General features: G+C 44.0%; 19 protein-coding genes and 1 riboswitch. Of the genes, 7 read left to right on the plus strand and 12 right to left on the minus strand.

The window, feature by feature from the left end; translation table 11 throughout:
* The 4 genes from BUB92_RS08065 to BUB92_RS08080 all read right to left on the minus strand — a co-directional run.
* The coding region (locus BUB92_RS08065) for a helix-turn-helix domain-containing protein (RefSeq protein ID WP_159432323.1) at positions 1 to 167 on the minus strand (167 nt) is incomplete at its 3' end.
* Complete coding sequence (locus tag BUB92_RS12015; RefSeq protein ID WP_200774231.1) at positions 158 to 349, minus strand: hypothetical protein; 192 nt, start codon at positions 347 to 349, stop codon at positions 158 to 160. The genes BUB92_RS08065 and BUB92_RS12015, both read right to left, overlap by 10 nt.
* A 26-nt stretch (positions 350 to 375) precedes the next feature.
* Positions 376 to 690, minus strand: a complete 315-nt coding sequence (locus BUB92_RS08075) for a serine hydrolase (RefSeq protein ID WP_159432324.1) — start codon at positions 688 to 690, stop codon at positions 376 to 378.
* Between the two features lie 16 nt (positions 691 to 706).
* The gene (locus BUB92_RS08080) at positions 707 to 997 is read right to left on the minus strand and encodes a hypothetical protein (protein WP_143156905.1); all 291 of its coding nucleotides are present in this window, start codon (positions 995 to 997) and stop codon (positions 707 to 709) included.
* 193 nt (positions 998 to 1190) lie between these two features.
* Between BUB92_RS08080 and BUB92_RS08085 the strand changes: the two genes are divergently transcribed.
* Positions 1191 to 3839 carry an S-layer homology domain-containing protein gene (locus BUB92_RS08085; protein WP_073092636.1) on the plus strand — a complete coding sequence of 883 codons (2649 nt, stop codon included), beginning with the start codon at positions 1191 to 1193 and terminating at the stop codon, positions 3837 to 3839.
* A gap of 38 nt (positions 3840 to 3877) precedes the next feature.
* On the opposite strand, the gene metA is transcribed toward BUB92_RS08085, so the two are convergent.
* The 7 genes from metA to BUB92_RS08120 all read right to left on the minus strand — a co-directional run bounded on the left by metA (position 3878) and on the right by BUB92_RS08120 (position 12435).
* Complete coding sequence (metA, locus tag BUB92_RS08090) at positions 3878 to 4798, minus strand: homoserine O-acetyltransferase MetA (RefSeq protein WP_073092639.1); 921 nt, start codon at positions 4796 to 4798, stop codon at positions 3878 to 3880.
* Between the two features lie 46 nt (positions 4799 to 4844).
* Positions 4845 to 6125: an O-acetylhomoserine aminocarboxypropyltransferase/cysteine synthase family protein gene (locus tag BUB92_RS08095; RefSeq protein WP_073092642.1), complete on the minus strand. Its 1281-nt coding sequence runs from the start codon at positions 6123 to 6125 to the stop codon at positions 4845 to 4847.
* Between the two features lie 77 nt (positions 6126 to 6202).
* Positions 6203 to 6308, minus strand: a riboswitch (SAM riboswitch).
* Between the two features lie 144 nt (positions 6309 to 6452).
* Positions 6453 to 7649, minus strand: a complete 1197-nt coding sequence (locus BUB92_RS08100; protein ID WP_073092644.1) for an iron-containing alcohol dehydrogenase — start codon at positions 7647 to 7649, stop codon at positions 6453 to 6455.
* Between the two features lie 15 nt (positions 7650 to 7664).
* Positions 7665 to 9182 carry an aldehyde dehydrogenase family protein gene (locus BUB92_RS08105; RefSeq protein WP_073092646.1) on the minus strand — a complete coding sequence of 506 codons (1518 nt, stop codon included), beginning with the start codon at positions 9180 to 9182 and terminating at the stop codon, positions 7665 to 7667.
* Between the two features lie 54 nt (positions 9183 to 9236).
* Complete coding sequence (locus tag BUB92_RS08110) at positions 9237 to 9818, minus strand: TetR/AcrR family transcriptional regulator (RefSeq protein ID WP_073092649.1); 582 nt, start codon at positions 9816 to 9818, stop codon at positions 9237 to 9239.
* A gap of 147 nt (positions 9819 to 9965) precedes the next feature.
* A complete protein-coding gene (locus BUB92_RS08115) occupies positions 9966 to 11705 on the minus strand; it encodes a glutamine--tRNA ligase/YqeY domain fusion protein (RefSeq protein ID WP_073092652.1) in 1740 nt (579 codons plus the stop codon).
* 91 nt (positions 11706 to 11796) lie between these two features.
* The gene (locus BUB92_RS08120) at positions 11797 to 12435 is read right to left on the minus strand and encodes an HDIG domain-containing metalloprotein (RefSeq protein ID WP_073092655.1); all 639 of its coding nucleotides are present in this window, start codon (positions 12433 to 12435) and stop codon (positions 11797 to 11799) included.
* Positions 12436 to 12571: 136 nt separating this feature from the next.
* Here BUB92_RS08120 and BUB92_RS08125 point away from each other — a divergent pair, with 136 nt between their 5' ends.
* From BUB92_RS08125 to BUB92_RS08135, 3 genes are all read left to right on the plus strand, one after another.
* Complete coding sequence (locus tag BUB92_RS08125; protein WP_073092657.1) at positions 12572 to 13417, plus strand: YitT family protein; 846 nt, start codon at positions 12572 to 12574, stop codon at positions 13415 to 13417.
* Positions 13418 to 13701: 284 nt separating this feature from the next.
* Complete coding sequence (locus tag BUB92_RS08130) at positions 13702 to 14460, plus strand: histone deacetylase family protein (RefSeq protein ID WP_073092660.1); 759 nt, start codon at positions 13702 to 13704, stop codon at positions 14458 to 14460.
* 332 nt (positions 14461 to 14792) lie between these two features.
* A complete protein-coding gene (locus BUB92_RS08135) occupies positions 14793 to 15005 on the plus strand; it encodes a hypothetical protein (protein WP_073092663.1) in 213 nt (70 codons plus the stop codon).
* Positions 15006 to 15064: 59 nt separating this feature from the next.
* On the opposite strand, the gene BUB92_RS08140 is transcribed toward BUB92_RS08135, so the two are convergent.
* The gene (locus BUB92_RS08140; RefSeq protein ID WP_073092666.1) at positions 15065 to 17065 is read right to left on the minus strand and encodes a methyl-accepting chemotaxis protein; all 2001 of its coding nucleotides are present in this window, start codon (positions 17063 to 17065) and stop codon (positions 15065 to 15067) included.
* Between the two features lie 633 nt (positions 17066 to 17698).
* On the opposite strand from BUB92_RS08140, the gene BUB92_RS08150 reads away from it, so the two are divergent.
* The 3 genes from BUB92_RS08150 (at position 17699) to cas8a1 (ending at position 21300) form a co-directional block, all read left to right on the plus strand.
* Complete coding sequence (locus BUB92_RS08150; protein ID WP_073092672.1) at positions 17699 to 18367, plus strand: hypothetical protein; 669 nt, start codon at positions 17699 to 17701, stop codon at positions 18365 to 18367.
* Positions 18368 to 19126: 759 nt separating this feature from the next.
* The gene (locus BUB92_RS08155) at positions 19127 to 19861 is read left to right on the plus strand and encodes a CRISPR-associated endoribonuclease Cas6 (protein WP_073092675.1); all 735 of its coding nucleotides are present in this window, start codon (positions 19127 to 19129) and stop codon (positions 19859 to 19861) included.
* On the plus strand, positions 19858 to 21300 hold the full coding sequence (cas8a1, locus tag BUB92_RS08160; RefSeq protein WP_073092678.1) for a type I-B CRISPR-associated protein Cas8b1/Cst1: 1443 nt from the start codon (positions 19858 to 19860) through the stop codon (positions 21298 to 21300). Before BUB92_RS08155 ends, cas8a1 begins: the two co-directional genes overlap by 4 nt.
* The last annotated feature ends 2 nt before the right edge of the window (positions 21301 to 21302 follow it).

The raw sequence follows: 21302 nt of genomic DNA on the forward strand, positions 1-21302 counted from the left end.
TGCAGTTCTATGGCATTGGTTCTTTTCTTTTCTTCTTCCCAGAGCCTTATTCTTTCCGCAAGTCCCCAGTTCCAGGCAAATCTGGCACAGCCGGCATGTTTTTTGAGAAGGGTTAGCTGTTCCTGATTAGGTTTTAATTCATACCGGTAGGCTTTATTCACCAGCATTCTCTATAGCCTCCATGGCTTTTTTTACCTGGTTTTTGGCTGACCTTCTGCCCTCCTTCCTTTTCTTCGCCGACCTTAACCAGTATTGTCCCGGTTGGGGTCTGGTAAGCCGGGACAGGCAGCTTGCCTTCTTTATACCACTTCCAGGCGGTTTTATAGTTAATTCCTTGTTTTTTGCCCATTCGCTTAGTTTCATGTAGATATTATATCATAAAAAGTAATATTTTAACATATTTTTGTTAACAATTGGGAACCCTATCCTATCAAGGATTATATTAGCCGCTACATTATCACTGGCCGTTATCATCAAATATGCCAGTTCCCGGTAGCTGTAAATCTTCCCCGGTTTCATGCCTTTAAGGATCCCGCTTCCTTCTACCCTGGTCCCCTGTACGTACTTATCTTCCGCGCGCAATACATAATCTTCATCCAGACCTATCCTGCCGCTACCTGCCTGCTCTAAAAGAACTGCCAAGGTATATAGCCTTGGTAAGACTGGCCGGATAAAAAATCCTATCATCATTATACCCTGCATATTCTCACTTGGGGAAATCATATAACCCTATATAAATTTCATAATCCTTATTCCCCGCATATCTTTCCGCTAGAGCCGCAAGATAGTCAGAGTTAAAAGCTAAAAGCTCCTCTTTGCCGCCTTTATCACTCCCAGACCCCTTCTCTCTATAAGCAACATCTGCCTTTTCCCCCAGCAAAGGCTTACACATTTTCTCTAGCTGCCACCTCTCCAGCTTTCCGTATCCCCAAAATCCCAGTATAACCAGTATAAAAAGCAAAAAAATAATTATTGCCCAGCTATACCTCTTTTTCACCTTATCCCCTCTTCTCTTTTCCTCCTTCATCTTGACTATTGCCGTTTAAAGTAGGATTTACACCTTGTAAAAACAGGTGCAAGAAAGCATAAGAACAAAGCGTAGAGGAATTATAGAGGAAATTTATGGACAGGTGTGGAATTAATATCAGTTAAAAACCACAAGCAGAAAATTTAAAAAAGGAGCGATAAAAATGCCGCAAAACAAATCTGTATGGTTAAGCTGTCTGGTGCTCTTTTTCTTCCTCGGGGCATGTTTCTCGCCTTTTATCGGCAGCAAAGCTGCTCTGGCTGCCGTCCCTTTCCCGGATGTGCCTTCTTCTCACTGGGCCTATAAGCATGTCTTGAAAATGAGCAGCCGGGAAGTCGTGGCCGGCTATCAAGATGGAACCTTTAAGCCTGATAATGCCGTAACCCAGCTGGAAGCTGTTCTGATGGCCGTACGCAATATGGAAAAAGAAGATGAAATAGCCAAAATCGACGCTTCACGTCCCCTTCCTTTTAGCGTACCCGGCTGGGCTCAGGCCAAAGCCAAAAAAGAACTTCTCTTTGCCGTCGACAAAGGGCTTATTGTGCCTGGAGAGCAGAACTTTGCCGCCACCTCCCTGGCTACCCGGGCCTGGATGACCCAGCTCATGATCCGCATGATCGGCAAAGATACAGAGGCCCAGCTTTATGCCCATCAGAACTCGGGCTTTAAAGATGATTCTTCGATTCCGGAACGTTATCGGGGGTATATCAATGCAGCGGTAAATTATGAAATCATTGCCGGATTTTCTGATCAAACCTTCAAACCTAATGCTATCGTTACCCGGGCTCAGAGTGTGGTAATGCTTGGCAAATGCGAAAAATACCTGAACCTTAATAACACCCTGACGGGAAAAATAATAAGTTTTAACCCTTCTCACCTGGTTATTGCCACCGACGAAGGAACCAAAACCTTATCCCTGGCTTCCGGGGTTCTAGCCTTTGACCAGAATGGCAGCCTGATCAATATAACCCAGATTCAACCTTCTGCCCAGGTAGTAGTTACCGTCAAAAATAACCAGGCCAAAATGCTTGAACTCATGGGAACATCTGCTCCCGTTGCCGCTTTCCGCAAGCTTACCGGCAAGGTAGTAAAAATCAATCCGGAAATCAGGCTCCTCATTGTCGAAGATGAAAAAGGCAGCCTCTATACCCGGACTATCGCACCGAATGTCCCGGTAACCGACAGCCAGGGGAAAACCTGGGACTTTGCTTCTATTCCGGAAAATGCCCAGGTAGAATTGAGCCTGAACCTTTCCGAAGAAGTGGTGGCTATAACCCTGCTCACTTCGGCATCCGACAGCCTAGATCAGGGAATTATAGCCGAAATCGATCAGAACAAAAAGCTCATTATCCTCAAAAACGGGAACAGCTATCAGGCTTTTAAATATTCCAGCTTAACCGAAGTGGAAATTGAAGGCCTGCGTTTTGCCACCGTAGAAGACCTCCTGCCCGGAGACGAAGTAAAAATAACCCTGGAAAACAATATCATAACCAAAATAAAATTAATCAAAGCCAAGCAGGAGCTAACCTTAAAAGGGCAGGTAATCGAAAACCTGTATGCCAGAAAACTTTTGCTCATAGAAACGGCAGATAAAAAAATCCAGGCCTTCAAGGTGGCCGATGATGTCCAGATAAACATAGGAAATATCAAAGCACCCGCCCTTGCCGATATAGTCAAAGGTGATAATATCGAAGCCGTGATAAGCGGGGGAGAAATAACTTCGATAACGGTAAACAGCCGTTATGCAGCCAGTAAAATAAGCGCTACCGTGGTAGCTGTTGACATAACAAGCCGCACCCTGGTGCTAAAAGATAATGACGGCCGTTTGCTGACCTATGAAGTGAGCAAGGCTGCCGACATAAAAATAGATAACCAAACAGCTTCCTTAGCTGACATCAAAAAAGACATGAAAATAAGGATTGAGCTTCTGGGTGATAAGATAATCTATGTGGAAAATGCCGGCCAGCAGGCAGGCACCATCATCTCGGTAAACAGCGAACGCAGCCTTATATCAGTCAAAGAAGGAAGCGGCTTTGTAAACACCTATAAAGTAATCAATAATGCGGATATTCAGATACAAAACATAACCAGACCCAAACTCAGCGACCTTAAAGCTGATGACTATATTGAATTCTCCCTTAACAGTGAAGAGATAATAACCGGCATAAAAGTAAGAAGGGTTATAAATTATGAAGTAACTTCTGCCAGCAGCAGCTATCTCCGGGTAGTCGACAGCCAGGGAAGATCTGACTATATTGAAGCCGACAACTATACCGAAATAATTATTCCCGGCCTTGTCCGCCCCGGTCTGGGGGATTTCCGCAAAGGAGATACTATAAAAGTAACTTTCCTCGGCTTTAAGGTAGAAAAGATCGAACTGGCACCTGTTCTAACCGGGCAGATAACCGGCATTGATACCTATAGTGGAACTATAACTATAACCACCCTGGAAGGCAAAACCGCTCGCACAACATTTGCCAGCGGTTCGCAAATAATTGACCAAGGCCAAAAATACTATACTCTGCGTTATCTCAGCTCCGGCGACCGGGTAAAAATAACCGAAAATGCCGATGGCAGTATAAACATATACCTTATGTCTAAAATCCGTACCCGCTTTGCCGAATTCACGAGCAGCTATACTGAGCTTTTGGTAAAACGGACCTCGGGCTATACCTATGACCGTTACAGCCTGGTGGCTAACTGCTATATCCATAAAGGAAATACCCTATTAAGCTACCGCGACCTGGCAGAAAATGACTGGATCGATATATATGTACTGGATAACACCGTCTATGAAATAGAAAAAATATAAATGAAAATAAGCCGGTGAAGGAAATTTTCCTCACCGGCTTATTTGCTATCAGCATACAGATCATAGGGGGTAAGCTGATATACATAATAATTGAGCCAGTTGGTAAAAATCAGGCTGCCATGGCTGCGCCAGTTGACAATCACCTCTTTGCTCGGGTCATCATCGATAAAATAATGGCGCGGAATATTTATCTTTTCCCCTTTTCTAAGATCCCTTTCATATTCCTCTTTCAGGGTATAGGCATCATATTCGGAATGGCCCATGGCAAAAACCTGCCGGCCATCTCTGCTTATCACCAGAGCTACCCCGGCTTCATCTGATTCTAAAAGGATTTCCAGCTCCGGTACTTTTTCAATCTCTCCCCGATGCACCTCGGTGTGGCGCGAATGAGGGATAAATACTTCATCATCCAGACCCCGCATAAGTTCACAGCGAGGATTATTGATGCGGTGTTTAAAAACCCCAAACATCTTTTCCGGCAGGAGATAATTGTGAATACCATAGTGATGGTACAGAGCAGCCTGGGCTGCCCAGCATATGTGGAAAGTAGAAGTAACATTTTCTACCGTATAATCCATGATCTCCTTGAGCTCTTTCCAGTAAGCCACATCGCCAAACCGCATTTTCTCCACCGGAGCACCGGTTATTATCATCCCGTCATATTTCAGATGTTTTATATCGCTGAAGGTTTTGTAAAAAGTCTTCAGGTGCTCAGCCGGCGTATGCTTGGATTGATAAGTTTCCGTAGTCAAAAGGTCAATCTCAATCTGAATAGGAAAATTGGACAGCATCCTTAACAGCTGGGTTTCCGTTACGGTTTTTATCGGCATAAGGTTGAGTATAGCTATCTTTAAAGGCCTTATATCCTGGTGCAAAGCCCGATATTCATTCATGACAAATATATTTTCCTGGGCCAGAATATCAGCAGCAGGAAGATTTTCCGGAATTATGATCGGCATCCCCTATCACATCCTCTCTTGCCTGAGTTCTAACTAATATTTATGCTTAAACTGCTTTATTTATAGCTTGTTCAAAATCAGCGATAATATCTTCTATATCTTCTATCCCCACCGATACCCGAATAAGATCAGGAGTTACCCCGGCTATCCGCTGCTCTTCCTCGCTGAGCTGGCGATGAGTCATGCTGGCCGGATGCAGGACACAGGTTCTGGTATCTCCCAGATGTACCACCAGGGCTGCCAGCTTAAGGCTTTCCATAAACTTCTTGCCTTCTTTTAATCCTCCTTTCAGTCCAAAGGTCAAAATGCCTCCACATCCTAAAGGAAGATATTTCCTGGCCCGTTCATAGCTAGGACTGCTCTTTAATCCCGGATAATTTACCCAGGCCACCTTGTCGTGTCCTTCCAGATATTGCGCCAGACGAAGGGCATTTTCACTGTGCTTCTGCATCCGCAAAGCCAGGGTTTCCAGGCTCATATGCAGGAGAAAAGCGGTAAACGGGCTCATGGTAAGTCCTATATCCCGCATAAACTGGACCCGGGCCTTGGTTATATAAGCCAGGTTGCCAAAGGTTTCTACATACCTTAAACCATGATAAGCAGGATCCGGCTCGGTAAAGGTAGGGAATCGGCCATTATCCCAGGGGAAATTACCCCCATCTACAATTACTCCTCCCACACTGCGCGCCTGTCCGTCTATATACTTGGTGGTAGAATGGATAACCACATGGGCTCCATGCTCTAAAGGACGGCACAGATAAGGAGTAGCAAAAGTATTGTCAATGATCAAAGGTACTCCTTTATCCCGGGCTATCCTGGCAAACTTTTCAAAATCAAGCACATTAAGTCCTGGATTGCCTATAGTTTCAGCAAAAAGTGCCTTGGTATTCGGCTGGAAAGCCGCCTTTATTTCTTCTTCCTCGGCCTCAGGATCTACAAAAGTCACCTCTATGCCCAGCTTCTTAAAAGTTACCGAGAGCAGGGTAAAAGTTCCCCCGTAAAGGGTGCTGGCAGCTACGATATGTTCCCCGGCCTGGCATACATTTATAAGAGATATGGTCGTTGCTGCCTGCCCGGAAGAAGTAGAAAGAGCCCCTACGCCTCCTTCTAAAGCTGCCATCTTCTTTTCAAAAGCATCCAGGGTAGGATTGCTTATCCGGCTGTACATATGGCCTTCCTCTTTCAGATCAAAAAGGCCGGCTACATAATCGGTGCTGTCATAATAGAAAGTAGTGCTTTCATATATAGGCAAAATCCTGGGTTCTCCCGGTTTAGGTTCATAGCCTGCCTGCACCGCTTTGGTGGCAAACTTCCATTCCTTATGCATCCTGTCATCTCCTCCTCACGTAAGCAAAATAAAAGCCACTTCCCAAGGGACAAGAAGTGGCAGGTTATTCTCCCTTCTTCTTATCTCTCAGGAAAAAATTCCTGCAGGAATTGGCACATTTCTGGCACAGCCAGCTGTTGCCGGGTTTCATCGGGCCCGTCCCTCCACCTCTCTTGATAAGAAGCTGCAGCTATTAAGTTTTAGTTAAGCAACATTATATACGATAACAATTTTTTTGTCATGTATTTTTTTTATTTTTTTAATTTTGTCCCGGCCGCCGCAAAAAATTCCAGCGGCCTCTTTTTACCTGCATAAAACTATTCCGGATTAACAGGTAAAACATTCTTTTAAGATCGGCTTTATCTGTTCTTCTGGTAAGGGGTAAGCTATACCACTGGGATCAAGTTTTACCGCCCAAAACAGTAAATCTAGGAATTGCTCATTTACTTCTCCGTCGGTTATATCAAAAGAAGGTTTAAAATGGCACTCTTCCATAAGCTTTAATATCTTTTCCCTCACCTTTTCTACCAGGGAAAGTTCATCTGCCTCTTGATCTATGCCAAAAGCAAAAGCCAGATCTTTAGCCTTGCGGGCAAAATGCTGGGGATAATATTTCATAACTGCCGGCAGGGCAACTCCTACAGCCTGTCCGTGCGGGATTCTGACCTGTCCGCCTACCGCATGGGCTATATTGTGTACAGGATAAAACATACCCGACATAGCAAAACCCATGATCGCCATATTGCTGGCAATCAGCATACAGGTGCGGGCTTCAAGATTAGTCCCCTCATTAACCGCCACCGGAAGGTATTTCAAAATAAGCCTTATAGCCTGGATCGAAAGGCTGTCAATCATCGGATTGGAACCGGGAGAAGTAAGCCCTTCTACCGCATGGCCTAAGGCATCAAAACCGGTACAGGCAGTCATATGCGGAGGCAGGCTTACCGTAAGATCCGGGTCTAAAAGGGCATAATCAGCAGCAATATAAGGATGTAAAAGGTCGCCTTTAACTTTAGCCTCTTCATTATATATCACCGCAATAGGCGAAACCTCAGACCCTGTTCCTGCCGTGGTGGGAATAGAAACATTGGGAATACCAAGCGGTTTGCCCAGAGGTCTTATATAAGGGCCTACATTTCCCGGCATAAGTTCTTTTATATCTGTAGCTCCCATGCCCAGCATGAGCTTTACCCCTTTCACCGAATCGAGAACACTGCCTCCTCCTACTCCCAGAAGTCCATCCACAGCATTTATCCTGCACCAGCGAGCACAATCGTTAATCACCCGCATAACCGCATCCTGTTCTATACCATCATAAACCCCTACCAGCTTAGGCTCACCCTGCACCGCAAAAATCTCTTTAATCTGGTCAACTATACCTGCCTTGACCAGTCCCTGGTCAGTAATAAGAGCTACCCTTTTTGCCCCCATTTCCATAAACCGCACTGGGGCAAATGTACGACATCCTGAACCTACTTCTACGATGGTGCGAAAATCCCACATAAAATATTTTGGTGTAGCCATGAAAAACCCTCCCCTCTATTTATTAAGTCCGATCAGGCTGAACATGATCTTATCATCCGCATCAGGGGTCAAATCCTGGCATATATGCTTAACTTCGCTGTAGGCCATCAAGGCATGATACCAGTTTTCTCTGCCATAACCGCTCTCTTTATATCCGCCAAAAGGTACATCAGGCCTTAAAACATGCCAGGTATTAATCCATACCGTACCGGTGCGCATTTTGGCCGCCACCTTTTGCGCTTTCGCTACATCCCGGCTGCATACCCCGCCTCCCAATCCATAAGGGCTGTCATTGGCAATATGAATAGCTTCCTCCAGGTCATCATAAGGAATTACACACTGTACCGGGCCAAAAATCTCTTCCCTCACCTGGCGCATAGAATTACGGCAGTTGACAAATATCGTAGGCTCAAAGAAAAACCCCTTATCATAAATTCCCCCTGTCAGCACCCTGCCACCATAAGCCAGTTCGGCTCCTTCTTCCAGGCCAATTCTCACATATTCCTTGATCGTATTAAGCTGATCTTCCGAAGCAATAGGCCCCAGGTCAGTTGCCATATCCATCTGATTGCCAATCGTTAATTTCTTGATCTTCTGAATAAGCTTATCAACCAGAGCATCATGCAATTTGCGCGGGACAATAAGCCGGGTTCCTGATTCACACACCTGCCCGGAGTGAAAAAGAAAAGCAAAGAGAGTCATATTACATGCCACATCCAGATCAGCATCTTCCAGAACGATAAGCGGAGATTTCCCTCCCAGTTCCAGGGTTACCCTTTTAATCCCCTTAGCTGCCTGTTCGGCAATCCTCCTGCCTACTGCTGTTGAACCTGTAAAAGCGATTTTATCTACTTCCGGATGTCCAGCCAGATAGTCACCCATACTAGATCCTGGCCCGGTAACGACATTAAATACTCCTGCTGGAACCCCGGCATCATGTAATATCTTGGCCAGCTCCAGGGTAGTAACCGGAGTTATACTAGCCGGTTTCATAACTATACTATTTCCCATAGCCAGAGCGGGAGCAAACTTATAAGCCGCAAGTATCATAGGAAAATTCCAGGGGGTTATCCCAGCACACACTCCGATAGGCTCTCTTTTGATATAGCTGTGCATAGGAGCAATCCAGGGAGGGCACATAGCATGTTCTACTTTAGGCAGTTCCTTGATGAGGGCAGCGGAAATAGCAAGCGAAGCGGCAACCGAAGCTACATCAACCGTACTGGTGCGTCTTATAGTTCCCCCTGAAGTCAAAGATTCAAGATAGGATAGCCTTTCCTTATTGGCCACTACCATAAGGGCAGCATTAAAAAGTATCTCGGCTCTCTCTTCCGGCTTTTTATCACTCCATACCCCGGACTCAAATGCCTGCCGGGCAGAAGCCAGAGCCTTATCCACATCATGCTTGTTGCCGCGGGGTACTCGGGCCACAACTTCGCGCGTAGCCGGGTTTATTACTTCCATCATCTCCCCGCTGTCCCCCGGGACAAAGGCCCCATCGATAAACATACCGTACTCCATAACTTCAGCCATTTAAAACCCTCCTTTATTTTTGATTTTGCTTATCCTGTCGGCTGAGCGTCTGCCTTAAAAACCAGCTAGATCATCAGCTATCATCCGGGCAATCTCCGCTACATCCACCTCTTCCGGCTCTATAAGCCACTGGATAATAAGCCCATCAATAAGGGCTACCAGCATAAGAGCACGCACCTCATCTGTTTCCCCTTCTCTGCCCATAAGGTCTTGCAAAAACCCCTGCATAATACGGCGGTAGTGGCGGTAAGTTTCCTTAAATTTCTCTTTTAGCTCATCATTCCCCATAAAAGCTTCCTGCAAAAGATAGAGATTAAGCTTTCCCCTTTCCTTAGCCTGTAAAATAAGATTAAGCCCGTCATAGATAACCTTTTCCATCTTTTCCCCTTTTATATCATTCATCCTCTGCAGAAAACCCTGAATAAGCCGGTCAAAATGCTGTACCGTAAGTTCATAAACCAGTTCATCCTTGGTGGGAAAATGATAAAAAAGGGTACCCTTGCTTATACCTGCTTCCCGGGCAATATCAGCCAAACTAGTTCCTTTTACTCCTTTTTCCATAACCAGTCTGGTAGCTACTTCTAATATCTTCTGCCGGTTGCCAGTTTCCCTATCTCTTTCTTCATACCCTGACATATCTCTTCCTCCTTTTCGGTCGGACGCCCACCCGACTGAAACTATTATAAACTAAAGATTCTTAAAATTTTGTCGAAACTTCGTTTACCTTTTTTCCCTTACATGAAGAGCCTTCCGGCTTTCTAAAGCCAGAAGGCTCGCAACCATTTATTCCTTTTCCTTAACCTTGGCCCAGGTATCCTTAAGGCCTACTATGCGGTTAAATACCGGCATTTCCGGAGTAGAGTCCGGGTCGACACAGAAATATCCGTGCCTTAGGAACTGGAATCTTTCCTCTGGTTTTACATTTTTCAACCCTGGCTCTGCCAGACAGCCGGTTAAAATCCTGAGCGAATCCGGGTTTATTTTATCAATAAAGCTCAAGCCATCTTCATCATCATCGGGATAAGGCACCTTAAAAAGGTAATCATAAAGCCTTACTTCACAGGGCACAGCATGGGAAGCTTCTACCCAGTGCAGAGTACCTTTCACCTTGCGGGAAGCATTGGCTCCCCCGCTTTTCGATTCCGGATCATAGGTGCAGCGAAGCTCAACTACCTCTCCGGTTGCGGGATCTTTTATTACCTCTTCACACTTTATGATATAAGCACTCTTGAGCCTTACTTCTCCTCCCGGTTTCAAGCGGAAAAACTTTTTGGGAGGATCTTCCATAAAATCTTCCGCTTCTATATAGATTTCCCGGGAGAAAGGAATTTTTCTGGTTCCCATTTCTGGCATTTCGGGATTATTCTCCGTTTCCAGCCATTCAATCTGGCCTTCCGGATAATTGGTTATCACTACCTTAAGCGGATTCAGCACCACCATAGCCCGGGGAGCCCGCTTGTTCAAGTCTTCCCGTACACAATGTTCCAGAAGGCCGATATCTACTACGCTGTCTCTTCTCGCCACCCCTATGCGTTCACAAAAATCCCGAATAGCTTCTGGAGTATAGCCCCGGCGGCGCAAACCTGATATAGTAGGCATCCGGGGATCATCCCAGCCCTTGACATAACCTTCTTCTACCAGCAGCCTGAGCTTTCTTTTGCTCATAACCGTATAAGTAAGATTCAAGCGGGCAAACTCGATCTGTTTAGGCCTTCCTTCTACCTTGACATCTTTTTGATAATCTATATTATCCAGCACCCAGTCATAAAGAGGACGATGATCGGCAAACTCCAGGGTACAGAGGGAATGGGTTATTCCTTCCAGGGCATCTTCAATCGGATGGGCATAATCATACATCGGGTATATGCACCATTTATCCCCGGTGCGGTGATGGGTAGCATGCTGAATGCGATAGAGCACCGGATCCCTCATATTTATATTGCCCGACGCCATATCTATCTTGGCCCGTAAAACCCGGGAACCATCGGGAAATTCCCCGTTTTTCATGCGTTCAAAAAGCTCCAGATTTTCTTCCACACTCCGGTTGCGGTAAGGGCTTTCCCTGCCTGGCTCGGTAAGCGTTCCCCTGTACTCCTTTATTTCCTCGGCACTTAAATCACAAACATAAGCCTTACCTTTTTTTATAAGCTCAACCGCATATTCATACATCTTATCAAAATAATCCGAAGCATAGTAAAGCCGGTCTTCCCAGTCAAAGCCCAGCCATTTTACATCCCTTTTTATCGCTTCTACATACTCTTCATCTTCTTTGGTCGGGTTAGTGTCGTCAAAGCGCAGATTGCAAAGCCCGCCGAACTTTTCCGCCATGCCAAAATCTATGCATATAGCCTTGGCATGTCCAATGTGCAGATACCCGTTAGGCTCAGGCGGAAAGCGGGTATGCACCCGTCCCCCATTTTTTCCCTGTTTTAAATCTTCGCGAATAATATCTTCGATAAAATTGCCGCCTTTTTCTTCTTCTCGATTAGCATCTTCCAGGATCTTTTCTTCCTCCTTGCCCATCTTATTCCTCCTCTTATCATCAATGCGTAATTTTCCTTATTCCATGCTCCTGACAACAATAATATTACTTTATTATACAGCCTTTGGCAACTCAGGTCATTCGTTCCCTTTCTACCCCCCGGCACACCTGAAGAAATTTCTTCACATCCTTTTCCTCTTTTTCCTTAATCTCTTCGGTTAGACCTCCCCGCCCCAGGCGATCACATAAAGCCAGCAAGGCGACCTCTTCGGCTTCTATCTCCTGCAGCATGTCTTCAACCGCAGCAAAGGGAAGCCCCTTTACCACAAATAATACCTGCATATGCCACTTCACCAGACTCACTATCCTTAGCACCAGCTTCTCTTCCAGCTCAAAATGGGACAAAAACTCTTCTGCCATTATCCCGCCTATTTTGTCATGGTCATAAGCTGTTATCCGGCCTTTTCGCACCGCAGTAGTCCTGAGCTTCCCCAGATCATGCAGCAGAGCCCCCCACATAAAAGCCCGCGGCTCCCGGCTTAAGCTCCGGCGTTTGGCGGCCTCATCTACCACCAGCAGGGTGTGGTTCCATACATTCCCTTCCGGATGATGTTTTTCATCCTGTTCTACCTTCTTGAGCTGGACAAGAAGATTAAAAGGTTCTACCCTCTTTAATATCCCTTCCCGGTCCAGTTTATCTATAAACACCGCTGGCCGGTCATCCTTCAGGAGATGCTGTTCTAATAACCTGAAAACTTCTTCTTTTTTCATCTTTTCCCTCTTTTCCTCACCGTAAATCTTTTTTATATTTTCCGTATATTATATACTTTTAAATAGCTTTATCCTAGCTAATACAAACCGTCATTTTTCATAAACTAATACTGAATTATAGTAAAGGAGAACAGTTATGGTAAGCAAAATAAAAGATTTCCTCCTGCTAAATATAGGCGCTTTGCTCGACGCTTTAGGATTTTATTTTTTCCTGGCTCCCAACCATATTGCGGCGGGAGGCATAAGCGGATTAGCCCTGGTTATAAACCAGTTTCTGCCTGCACTCCCCCTGGGGGGAATAATCCTTTTCCTGAGTATCACCCTTTTGCTTTTAGGCTTTATAACTATCGGCCCGGTATATGGCTTTAAAACCGTATACTGCAGTATATTAATCCCGGTTATCATTTGGATTTTGGAAAAAATATATCCTCTATCTTCGCCTCTGCTGGACGACCTTTTAATCCAGCTCTTCTTTGGGGTATTAATATCCAGCATAGGTTTAGCTATACTTTTCAATCAAAATGCCTCCAGCGGGGGAACCGACATCGTAGCCCGCATCATCTACCAGTTCTACCACCTTGATATCGGCAAAGGTCTGCTCCTGGTTGATTTCCTCATAACCCTGGCTGCCACCTATGTTTTTGGCCTGCAAAAAGGCTTGTACGCCCTTTTAGGGGTGATACTCTACGGCTTTATCATAGATTATGTAGTAGAAGGGATAACTATAAGCAAACAGGTATTAATAATTACCCCCCGCAGTGAAGAAGTCAAAAACTTTATAACCCGGGAACTGGGGCGGGGAGCTACGGTTTATAAAGCTAGCGGTGCTTTTACCGGGGAAGAAAAAGAAGTAATCATGACGATTTTAAAAAGGCAGGAATTTGTGAAACTGCGCAGTTTCATCAAAAAAACCGATCCTAATGCCTTTATTACTGTTCAGAACATCCATGAAGTACTGGGAGAAGGCTTTAAGCCTCTTTAACCTCCAGGAGAAACCTGCCGGGAAAATGATTCCTGGCTGAGCAAATAGGCACCCCAGCCTGAGGAGTATTAAAAAAATTTACTTTGTCCGCAGGAAACTCCGGTTTTTCTTTATCCCTGCCTTATCCCCGCTTCAGCACCTAAAAGCCAGAAGGCAAAGCCGTTTCCCTTCTTTCTTTTCCTGCTTTCCTTTTGGCTCTCACCTGCAGGCTGAAAATATCATATTGAGAAAATTTTTCCATAGGTTTAAAATAAAATTACCATATGGTAAGAGGAGAGGGAATTATGAAAATAATCTTCAGTGAAGAATTCTTCACTTCCTATGCCATCGAACCGGCTGCTGACCCGGGAAGATTAGACCATGCTTATAAGCTTCTCAAAGGAAAATACGAATTTGTGAAACCCTCCCCCTGTGAGGAAAGGGATATCCTGCTCGTTCATGTGCCATCTCTTATATACTTCACCCGAACTGATGAAGTCCTCTATAATACGGCCAAATTAGCCGCCGGAGCAGCCATCCTGGCTTCCCAGTATGCCATAGCCGGAGAAATGGCCTTTGCTCTCTGCCGTCCCCCGGGACACCACGCCAGCGAAGACTTCCAGTGGGGCTACTGCTACTTTAATAACATTGCTATTGCCGTCCAAAAGCTTATTATGGAGGGAAAAATAAAAAAAGCGCTTATCATTGATTTTGACCTGCACTTCGGGGACGGCACAGCCAAAATATTTAAAGATAATCCCCAGGTAGAATATTTCCATATCCCCGGCCGCACGCCGGAAACCGTATATGAAAACTTATCCAGCTTCCTCAAAAGCAGATCCTGTGATCTGGTAGCAGTATCAGCCGGTTTTGACCGGCACGAACATGACTGGGGAGGAATGCTCCCTACTGCTGCCTACCATGAGCTGGGAAAAATGCTGGGAAATTTTGCCCGGGATAAATGTCAGGGCCGTCTTTTTAGCGTCCTGGAAGGAGGCTATAACCGCATAGCCCTGGGTGAGAGCATAAAAGCTTTCCTGGAAGGACTGGAAGATAAGGATTAAAAACTTCTACCCCGAGCCAGAGCCAGCGGGAAAAGCCGGCATCTATATACCAGTGATCCCTCATTTTTCCCGCCCCGGCATAGAAAAATCATTTATAGCCAGTTATTCTTTTTATAACATCGCTTTATTTCTCAGAAGTTCGCTTGCTAAATAACCTTTATTGATATATACTACCCATAGGGGGTATAAAACCCTACTTCCCAGAGAAAGGTGGTAATAGAATGGCTATAAAGGTAGAAAGCTCAGCCATAGAAGACATCAAGACCCTTTTAAAGAGGCAGAATATAGATAGCGATACCCTGCGCATCGATGCCCAGGTTGGCTGAGGCGGCATGAGTTTTATACTGGTCCTGGATGGACCAAAAGATGATGATGTCCAAGAGAAAATCGACGGGTTAACTTTTATCGTGGAACAGGATCTGGTAAACCTCTTCGGCGGCTTTACCATTAAATCCTTCCGCTCCGGGGACATGATCCGCCTTATGATTACACCTGATAAGCAGATAGAAGGCGGCGGATGTTCTTCCTGCCCCAGCTGTGGTTAATATTATAAGCCATGCAAAAAGCGGCAGCCAGGGAACTGCCGCTTTTTAGTTTTATTTTCCTATTGCAGTTTAAATTTTCTTACCTCCTCCTGCATCTCTTCGGCCAGTTGAGCAAGCTCCCGGCTGGCCCGGCTTATTTCCTGAATAGCTGCAGTCTGTTCTTCTACCGAGGCTGCTGCTTCTTCAGTACCAGCTGCATTTTCTTCCGCAATAGCCGACAGGTTTTGTATTATTTCCAGTACCTGTTCTTTTTTCCGGTTCATTTCCTGTTCGTGCTGGTTAACTTTGCTTATTATATCTGCGGTTTTTTCCACGGCCTGCGCAATGCCCTCAAATTTTTCCCGGGTAGAGTCTACACTTGCGGTTTGTGCCTCGACAATCTTCTTAACTTCCAGCATGGCATCTACCGCATCCCTGGTTTTAAGGGAAAGCTCATCAATTATATTCTCGATTTCCTGGATAGAGCTGGCTGATTCTTCCGCCAGTTTACGCACTTCTTCTGCTACCACGGCAAATCCGCGCCCCGCTTCCCCGGCCCGGGCTGCTTCAATAGCCGCATTCAAGGCTAAAAGATTCGTCTGCTCTGCTATACTGCGGATTACCTGGCTCGCTTTCTTTATTCCTTCTGCACTCTGGTTGGTTTCCTCGATAACGCCAAATATTTGTCCTGCTGCCTGATTGCTCTCCTCCGTCTTGGCCAGCAGGGTACGCAAAGTCTCTAATCCTTCGTTTTTAAGCTTATCTACTTCTTCCACCGCCTTAACCAGTTCCAGTATATTGCGGCTGTTCTCCTCGATTACCCCTCCTAAAGCATTTATTTCTAAGGCGCCTTTTTCCGTATCCTGCGCCTGGCTTACCGCTCCTTTCGTTATTTCTTCTACGGTGCGGGCAATTTCTTCCGCTGTCCTTGCGGTCTGTTCGCTTACAGCCGTCATCTCCTGGGAAGAAGAGGCTACCCTGGATGAAGCATCCGTAATCCCGCTTATTGTTGTCCGCAATTTCTCGATCAGTTCCTGAAAAGCGCGAGCAAAATCCCCGATTTCATCCGGCCTCTTCAGGTATTTTTCCGGCATATCCTGGCTCAAATCAAGGTCAGCCAGCCTTCGGGAATACTTCATGGCTACTATGATCGGCCCTACTACCCGTCTGCTGGTTATGATGCCCAGGGCTATACCGAACAGGATAAGGAAAGCTACCAGAATAATAATAGTCTGCCTGAGCTTATTGGCATGGGCCATGATTTCATTTTTAGCAATGGCCACCGCTACAAACCAGCGGTCATCGTTACCCAGGCCATGATATCCCATTATCACCCTTTTATTATTAAAAGTATATTCCGCCGTCCCTTTTTCACTGCTTAAAGCCCTGGCAACCGCTTCTGCCAGCTCTTTAAACTCCGGTTTTTGTTCAGCAGCCTTAATCGGATTAAATTCGCTTAATACCAGATCACGGTTGGCATGGGCAATAGCTGTCCCTTCACCGTTTCCTATGTAAACATAGCCGGTTTTCCCGAATTTGACCTCTTCTACTATCTGGCTCAGCAGGTCACCATCAACAAAGCCTAAGAGAAGACCTATTATCTCGCCTTCTCTTTTCACCGGCACCGCTATGGCCAGGTCATGGGTACCGGTTCCCCGGTTCACCACATAAGAAAAAGCCGGCCGTCCCTTAAGGGCATTTTGAAAATAGCTGCGGTCACTTATATCTGCACCTGTCCTGGCTTCATTAAAGAGAAAGCCATTTCCTTTAAGGTCGCTGAAGCCGATATACTTAAAACCTAAACGCTTAGCCTCTCTTTCCATAAAAGCTACCTTTTGCTCCCAGGGAGTTTCATCCGTTATTATCTGGTTTTCAGCCAGGTTTTCCAGATAGCTTATCTGTTTTTCTATATTGAGCTTTACTACCTGGGCTATCTGTTCCGTAAGCATGAGCATCGATTCCTGGGCACTTGTAAGCGAGCTTTTCTGACTGGCAGTAATAGAGATAACACCAAAAAGGAGACAGATAATCAGCACACTTGCTGTACTGATCATGATAAAGCGGGTGCGCAGAGACTTCATAAATATTCCTCCTCTCACGCCTGTGATCTAGAAATGAAGAAAAACCCGGCTGCCGGCATCCTATCCGGGAAGAAATAAGGGGAAACTATCCTTTACCGGAGCAAATTATACGACAGGTATTATTTTGTATTTTCTTCTTTTCTCTGCAAATTCCTGCTTGTTTTTACTAATCCATGAAAAAATTGCTGCGGAAAAATTCATCTCTTTGCCATCATCTATACGCGAAAAACCGAGGTTTCGGTAAGCAACCTTTTTACTTCCTGCAGCAAACGGTCAACACTGGCCGACACCTGCTGGATAGAAGCAGTCTGTTCTTCGGTAGCAGCAGCTGCTTCTTCCGTAGCCGCTGCATTTTCCTGCCATTCCGTAAACTCCCGAATAGCCTTAAGCTGCGCTTTTTACCCCTCCTTTTCAAATATAACCATCATAAAAATTAGAGCTTTGTATCCTGTTATTTCGGTAAAAAATTTGTATATTCCTTCCCAATTTTATAAAAAATAAATTTATCCAGAATTTTTTTGTTTTTCTGTTTTTGCCAAACTGAAAGTTATAATAGCTAAAAGGAGTATAAGAAATAAGGTAGTAATTTAGCATGGCAAAATTTTTCATACTTATATGGGAGGTAAAATCAAGATGAAACATAATGTATTACCTGTTTTTCTGATTTTAATTTTTGTGCTGGCTGCCGGCTGCCGACCGGAAGGAGAAAACCTGGCTGCCTTTATCCATTCAGAAAAAGAAACCCGCTATGAAGGCACTCTGGAGTATATGCATACTTTGCATATGGTTAAAGAAGAAAAAGAAGGGACAACTAGAAAAGTCTTCTTCCGTGGCGAAATTGAGGATTTAAGCGGTGGAGAAAACCCTGATCAGGATTGGTTCCTTTTTACGGAAGTATTTACGGTCAAACCAGATAGGCTTATCCACACCGTAGAAGGCAAAATGGCAGTTAATCACTCTATTATCCCGGATAAAATAATCTTAAAAACCCCTCTCAAGGAAGGAAACAGGTGGACGCAAAATTTTACCTACCAGGGGAAGAAATATCAAGCCCAAACAGAAATAATTAAAATCGAGGGAGAACAGGGCAAGCGGGAAATTAGGACGGAAACCAGGGTAGAAGGATTAAAAGCATTTCCAGGCGGTGTTTATAAAGAAATATCTGTCTACAAAGAAAATGAAGGGCTGGTTTATTACGAACGAACCCTGGAAAAAGAATTAGGATTTAATTTTCAGATGTGGAAAGCAGGTACGGATATTTCAGGATATATACAGCTAGAAAGCAGTTCTTCCGGGCAGTAAAAAAGTCCCTGCTTTAGGCAAAACATTGATCTACTTTGCCAACAAGCTGCAAAGAGATTATGTTCTACCTATATTCTCTCCTCAACAGAAAAAATCTATATCCTAACCCATTACTACTTTATCATTAGGTTTTAAACCATGTAAGCACAGGCTTAATTCATGAGAAAATCCTGGAAACAAGAAAAAAATAGATCATAGGCGGAAAAACTGCTAAAAACCGGCGGCACTTCGGTGCTTAAGGTTTTTTTGTTTATGCAATTTTTTCGGGAAAGCAATTATTCAGTCATGGTGTGAAGGAGGAATTAAAGAAATTAGTAGGCTATAGAGCTCGTGAAGGGATAAAGAGTAATAAATTTGCTTAACATGCAAATTTTATTGCCGAAAAATAGCATTTATCAGCACAAATAAACGGAATTTGTTGATGTTTTTAACTTTAACCTGGAAGGGAAATAAGAAAGTATTGCGTAATTTCAAACAATAAATTCAAAACCATCCAGAACAGATAAACAAACAATGCCTTTATTTTTAGTTTCCTCGGCAATTTACAGGATGATTTATGGTTTGACTGTTAATTTTAAACATAATTTTTACAGGAAATTAAATTTGTGCAAATTTCTAATCCGGCACCAGATAAATGTACCTATAAGCAAAACCCTGGTCTAGCCATCGGTACAAAGAATATTTCTGCTTGTCAATATATCTAGTAGCTGTAGTGAAAACATAGAATTATACATCTATACAGCAAAAGGGGTGATGTTAATGAGAGTAAGATTCGATTTATATCCTGTAAAAGCCGAACAAACATTACTTATACCTTTGGATTTTCGTCGCTATTTTATTTCCTTATTGAAAACACTTTTAGCAAATTCTCCTCACTACGAAAGGTTTAATGAGGACAAACCTGGATACAGCCCCTATACCTTTGGAGTCAAGTTTGGCCGAGTTATAGAAATAATTCCCGGGGACAAGGTTATGATAGTCAGGCCTCCCATCTCGGTAATATTTTCTACAGGTTTTTATGATTTGATGACTGACATATGCAATGGAGCAATTGCCATAAAAAGAAAGCGCACCATACTGGATTTGCAGCTTAAAGATATAACCCTGATGCCTAATCGTGAAATCAAATCCAGAATAGTTGAGTTTAAGACTGTTGGTCATCTAGTATTACGAGGGAAAGATAGTTATCTGGCTCCCTGCTGCGATAAATCAGCACTTGAGGAAGCTATAAATACTCACTTGCAAACCAGGTTAGCATTTCTCAAAAAGCATTATCCTGGCCTAAACGGCATCCCATTAAAACCAGTAACTCTATCCGATTACCGCCAGCTGCATAAGGGAGTATGTGAACACTATGGCGGCAAAATCACCACTTTAAAGGGTAATCTTACTTTAAGCGGCGATCCTCGATGTCTGCAATTTATCTATGATTATGGTCTGGGGGTACGATCAGGTCAAGGCTTCGGACTACTGGAGGTGGTTAAAGAATTATGAAAGATATTGAAATATATCCATCTTCATGGTACTACAATGCTTGCGTTCAAGGCTTTATGGAGATAATCGCTCACGGCATAGGCGAGGACGGTAACAGGATTATTGAAGAAGAGATTCTTCATAAGGACGGGCGTGCAGTCATTCCCGGTGACCTGGCCAATGCCATCTTCAATCCTTGTACAGTTCCTATGCCAGCACGGTACAGAAATCTTGAATATAATGAAGTTCCAAATGAAATAGCCGACTTAAAAAGGATTGCCTGGTGGTGGATACAAAAAAGTCAGGCTCTGCTTAAAAAATCATCATCAAACTTCAGTAACAGTCATGAACTGATAAAAGCAACCTGCAATAGTTATCTGGGGTCTAATAAAACCTTTTATCCCAATCTTTTACCACATAATGATAAAACATCCCGAATCCAATTTCTCAACAACTGGTTTTCTCTGGCAAATGGCGGAAATGTGCATTGCAGCTTTTGCAATGCACTATGTCAGCTAGATGTACATGCAAAAGAAAAAGAACAATTTTTTATCCGTGAAATTTCTGCACATTTCGGAAGCTCAATCACTGAGTTTCCCAACGGCTTTTGGGATGGCAATCCGAATTTCATAATGTGCAGACACTGTAGATCATATTTTTTATGTTTTCATATCGTGTATAGTTATGGTTTTTTTGTTAATTCCGATTCACTGATGCTCAACTGGCATTTAAATAGCTTGCTAACAGCTAAAACCAGAAAGCAAAAGACATCACATTACACCTTACTCCTGAATGCTATCCGCTACGACCCTCAACTCAGAAGCGGAGTTGGAAGCTGGGGATTACAAAACCTGGAAGTTATTGTGTTTATGAACAACAAAATAAAACATCATCCGGTTTCGCCAAGATTGGCAAGGCTGTTTATGGTTCCTAAGATATCATCTTTGATTTCCCGAATCGCCGAGCCTATTATATGGGAAATAATTCTGGAAGAAAGATTTGATTATCTGCTTACCATTATTTACAAATCGCTGCGCGTTTTACGGACAGGAAAAAATGAGAGTAATGATCCGGAGGTTATTGTAAAGGAGAAAAATAAAGATTCCCTAACTTTTGTAGTAGATTTGATCGAATTTTATGCCGAGGTGAAAAAGCTTGATCTTAATAGTTCCGAAGAAAGGAGGTATACAAATATGCTTGACCTGTGGAAAATTCGTAACGAAGCTAAAAATGCCCCTTTAGCACTGGACAACAACCTGGTGTTCCGTTTGCTGGAATTAACCAGGCTTAACAAAAAAGCAGAAGTATATCACTTGCTGCTGCGAACTTATGTAGTTAATGAGATGCCTTTCCCAGGCGTGCTAGCCGATCTTTTCAATATTGAAGATGCTAACTTGTTTAAAAGCGGTATTTATGCTTATATTTCTGGATTAAAGGCTCCAGAAAATCACCAAGACTAACC

It is taken from the genome of Thermosyntropha lipolytica DSM 11003, assembly GCF_900129805.1.
GTDB classification, from domain to species: Bacteria; Bacillota; Syntrophomonadia; order Syntrophomonadales; family Syntrophomonadaceae; genus Thermosyntropha; species Thermosyntropha lipolytica.

Coding starts and splice junctions, on each gene's coding strand:
- cas8a1 (WP_073092678.1), top strand. CDS start 19,858: ATGAAAGATATTGAAATATATCCATCTTCATGGTACTACAATGCTTGC.
- BUB92_RS08150 (WP_073092672.1), top strand. CDS start 17,699: ATGAAACATAATGTATTACCTGTTTTTCTGATTTTAATTTTTGTGCTG.
- BUB92_RS08110 (WP_073092649.1), bottom strand. CDS start 9,818: ATGTCAGGGTATGAAGAAAGAGATAGGGAAACTGGCAACCGGCAGAAG.
- BUB92_RS08095 (WP_073092642.1), bottom strand. CDS start 6,125: ATGCATAAGGAATGGAAGTTTGCCACCAAAGCGGTGCAGGCAGGCTAT.
- BUB92_RS08125 (WP_073092657.1), top strand. CDS start 12,572: ATGGTAAGCAAAATAAAAGATTTCCTCCTGCTAAATATAGGCGCTTTG.
- BUB92_RS08130 (WP_073092660.1), top strand. CDS start 13,702: ATGAAAATAATCTTCAGTGAAGAATTCTTCACTTCCTATGCCATCGAA.
- BUB92_RS08105 (WP_073092646.1), bottom strand. CDS start 9,182: ATGGCTGAAGTTATGGAGTACGGTATGTTTATCGATGGGGCCTTTGTC.
- BUB92_RS08120 (WP_073092655.1), bottom strand. CDS start 12,435: ATGAAAAAAGAAGAAGTTTTCAGGTTATTAGAACAGCATCTCCTGAAG.
- BUB92_RS08085 (WP_073092636.1), top strand. CDS start 1,191: ATGCCGCAAAACAAATCTGTATGGTTAAGCTGTCTGGTGCTCTTTTTC.
- BUB92_RS08100 (WP_073092644.1), bottom strand. CDS start 7,649: ATGGCTACACCAAAATATTTTATGTGGGATTTTCGCACCATCGTAGAA.
- metA (WP_073092639.1), bottom strand. CDS start 4,798: ATGCCGATCATAATTCCGGAAAATCTTCCTGCTGCTGATATTCTGGCC.
- BUB92_RS12015 (WP_200774231.1), bottom strand. CDS start 349: ATGGGCAAAAAACAAGGAATTAACTATAAAACCGCCTGGAAGTGGTAT.
- BUB92_RS08075 (WP_159432324.1), bottom strand. CDS start 690: ATGATGATAGGATTTTTTATCCGGCCAGTCTTACCAAGGCTATATACC.
- BUB92_RS08115 (WP_073092652.1), bottom strand. CDS start 11,705: ATGGGCAAGGAGGAAGAAAAGATCCTGGAAGATGCTAATCGAGAAGAA.
- BUB92_RS08155 (WP_073092675.1), top strand. CDS start 19,127: ATGAGAGTAAGATTCGATTTATATCCTGTAAAAGCCGAACAAACATTA.
- BUB92_RS08135 (WP_073092663.1), top strand. CDS start 14,793: ATGAGTTTTATACTGGTCCTGGATGGACCAAAAGATGATGATGTCCAA.
- BUB92_RS08140 (WP_073092666.1), bottom strand. CDS start 17,065: ATGAAGTCTCTGCGCACCCGCTTTATCATGATCAGTACAGCAAGTGTG.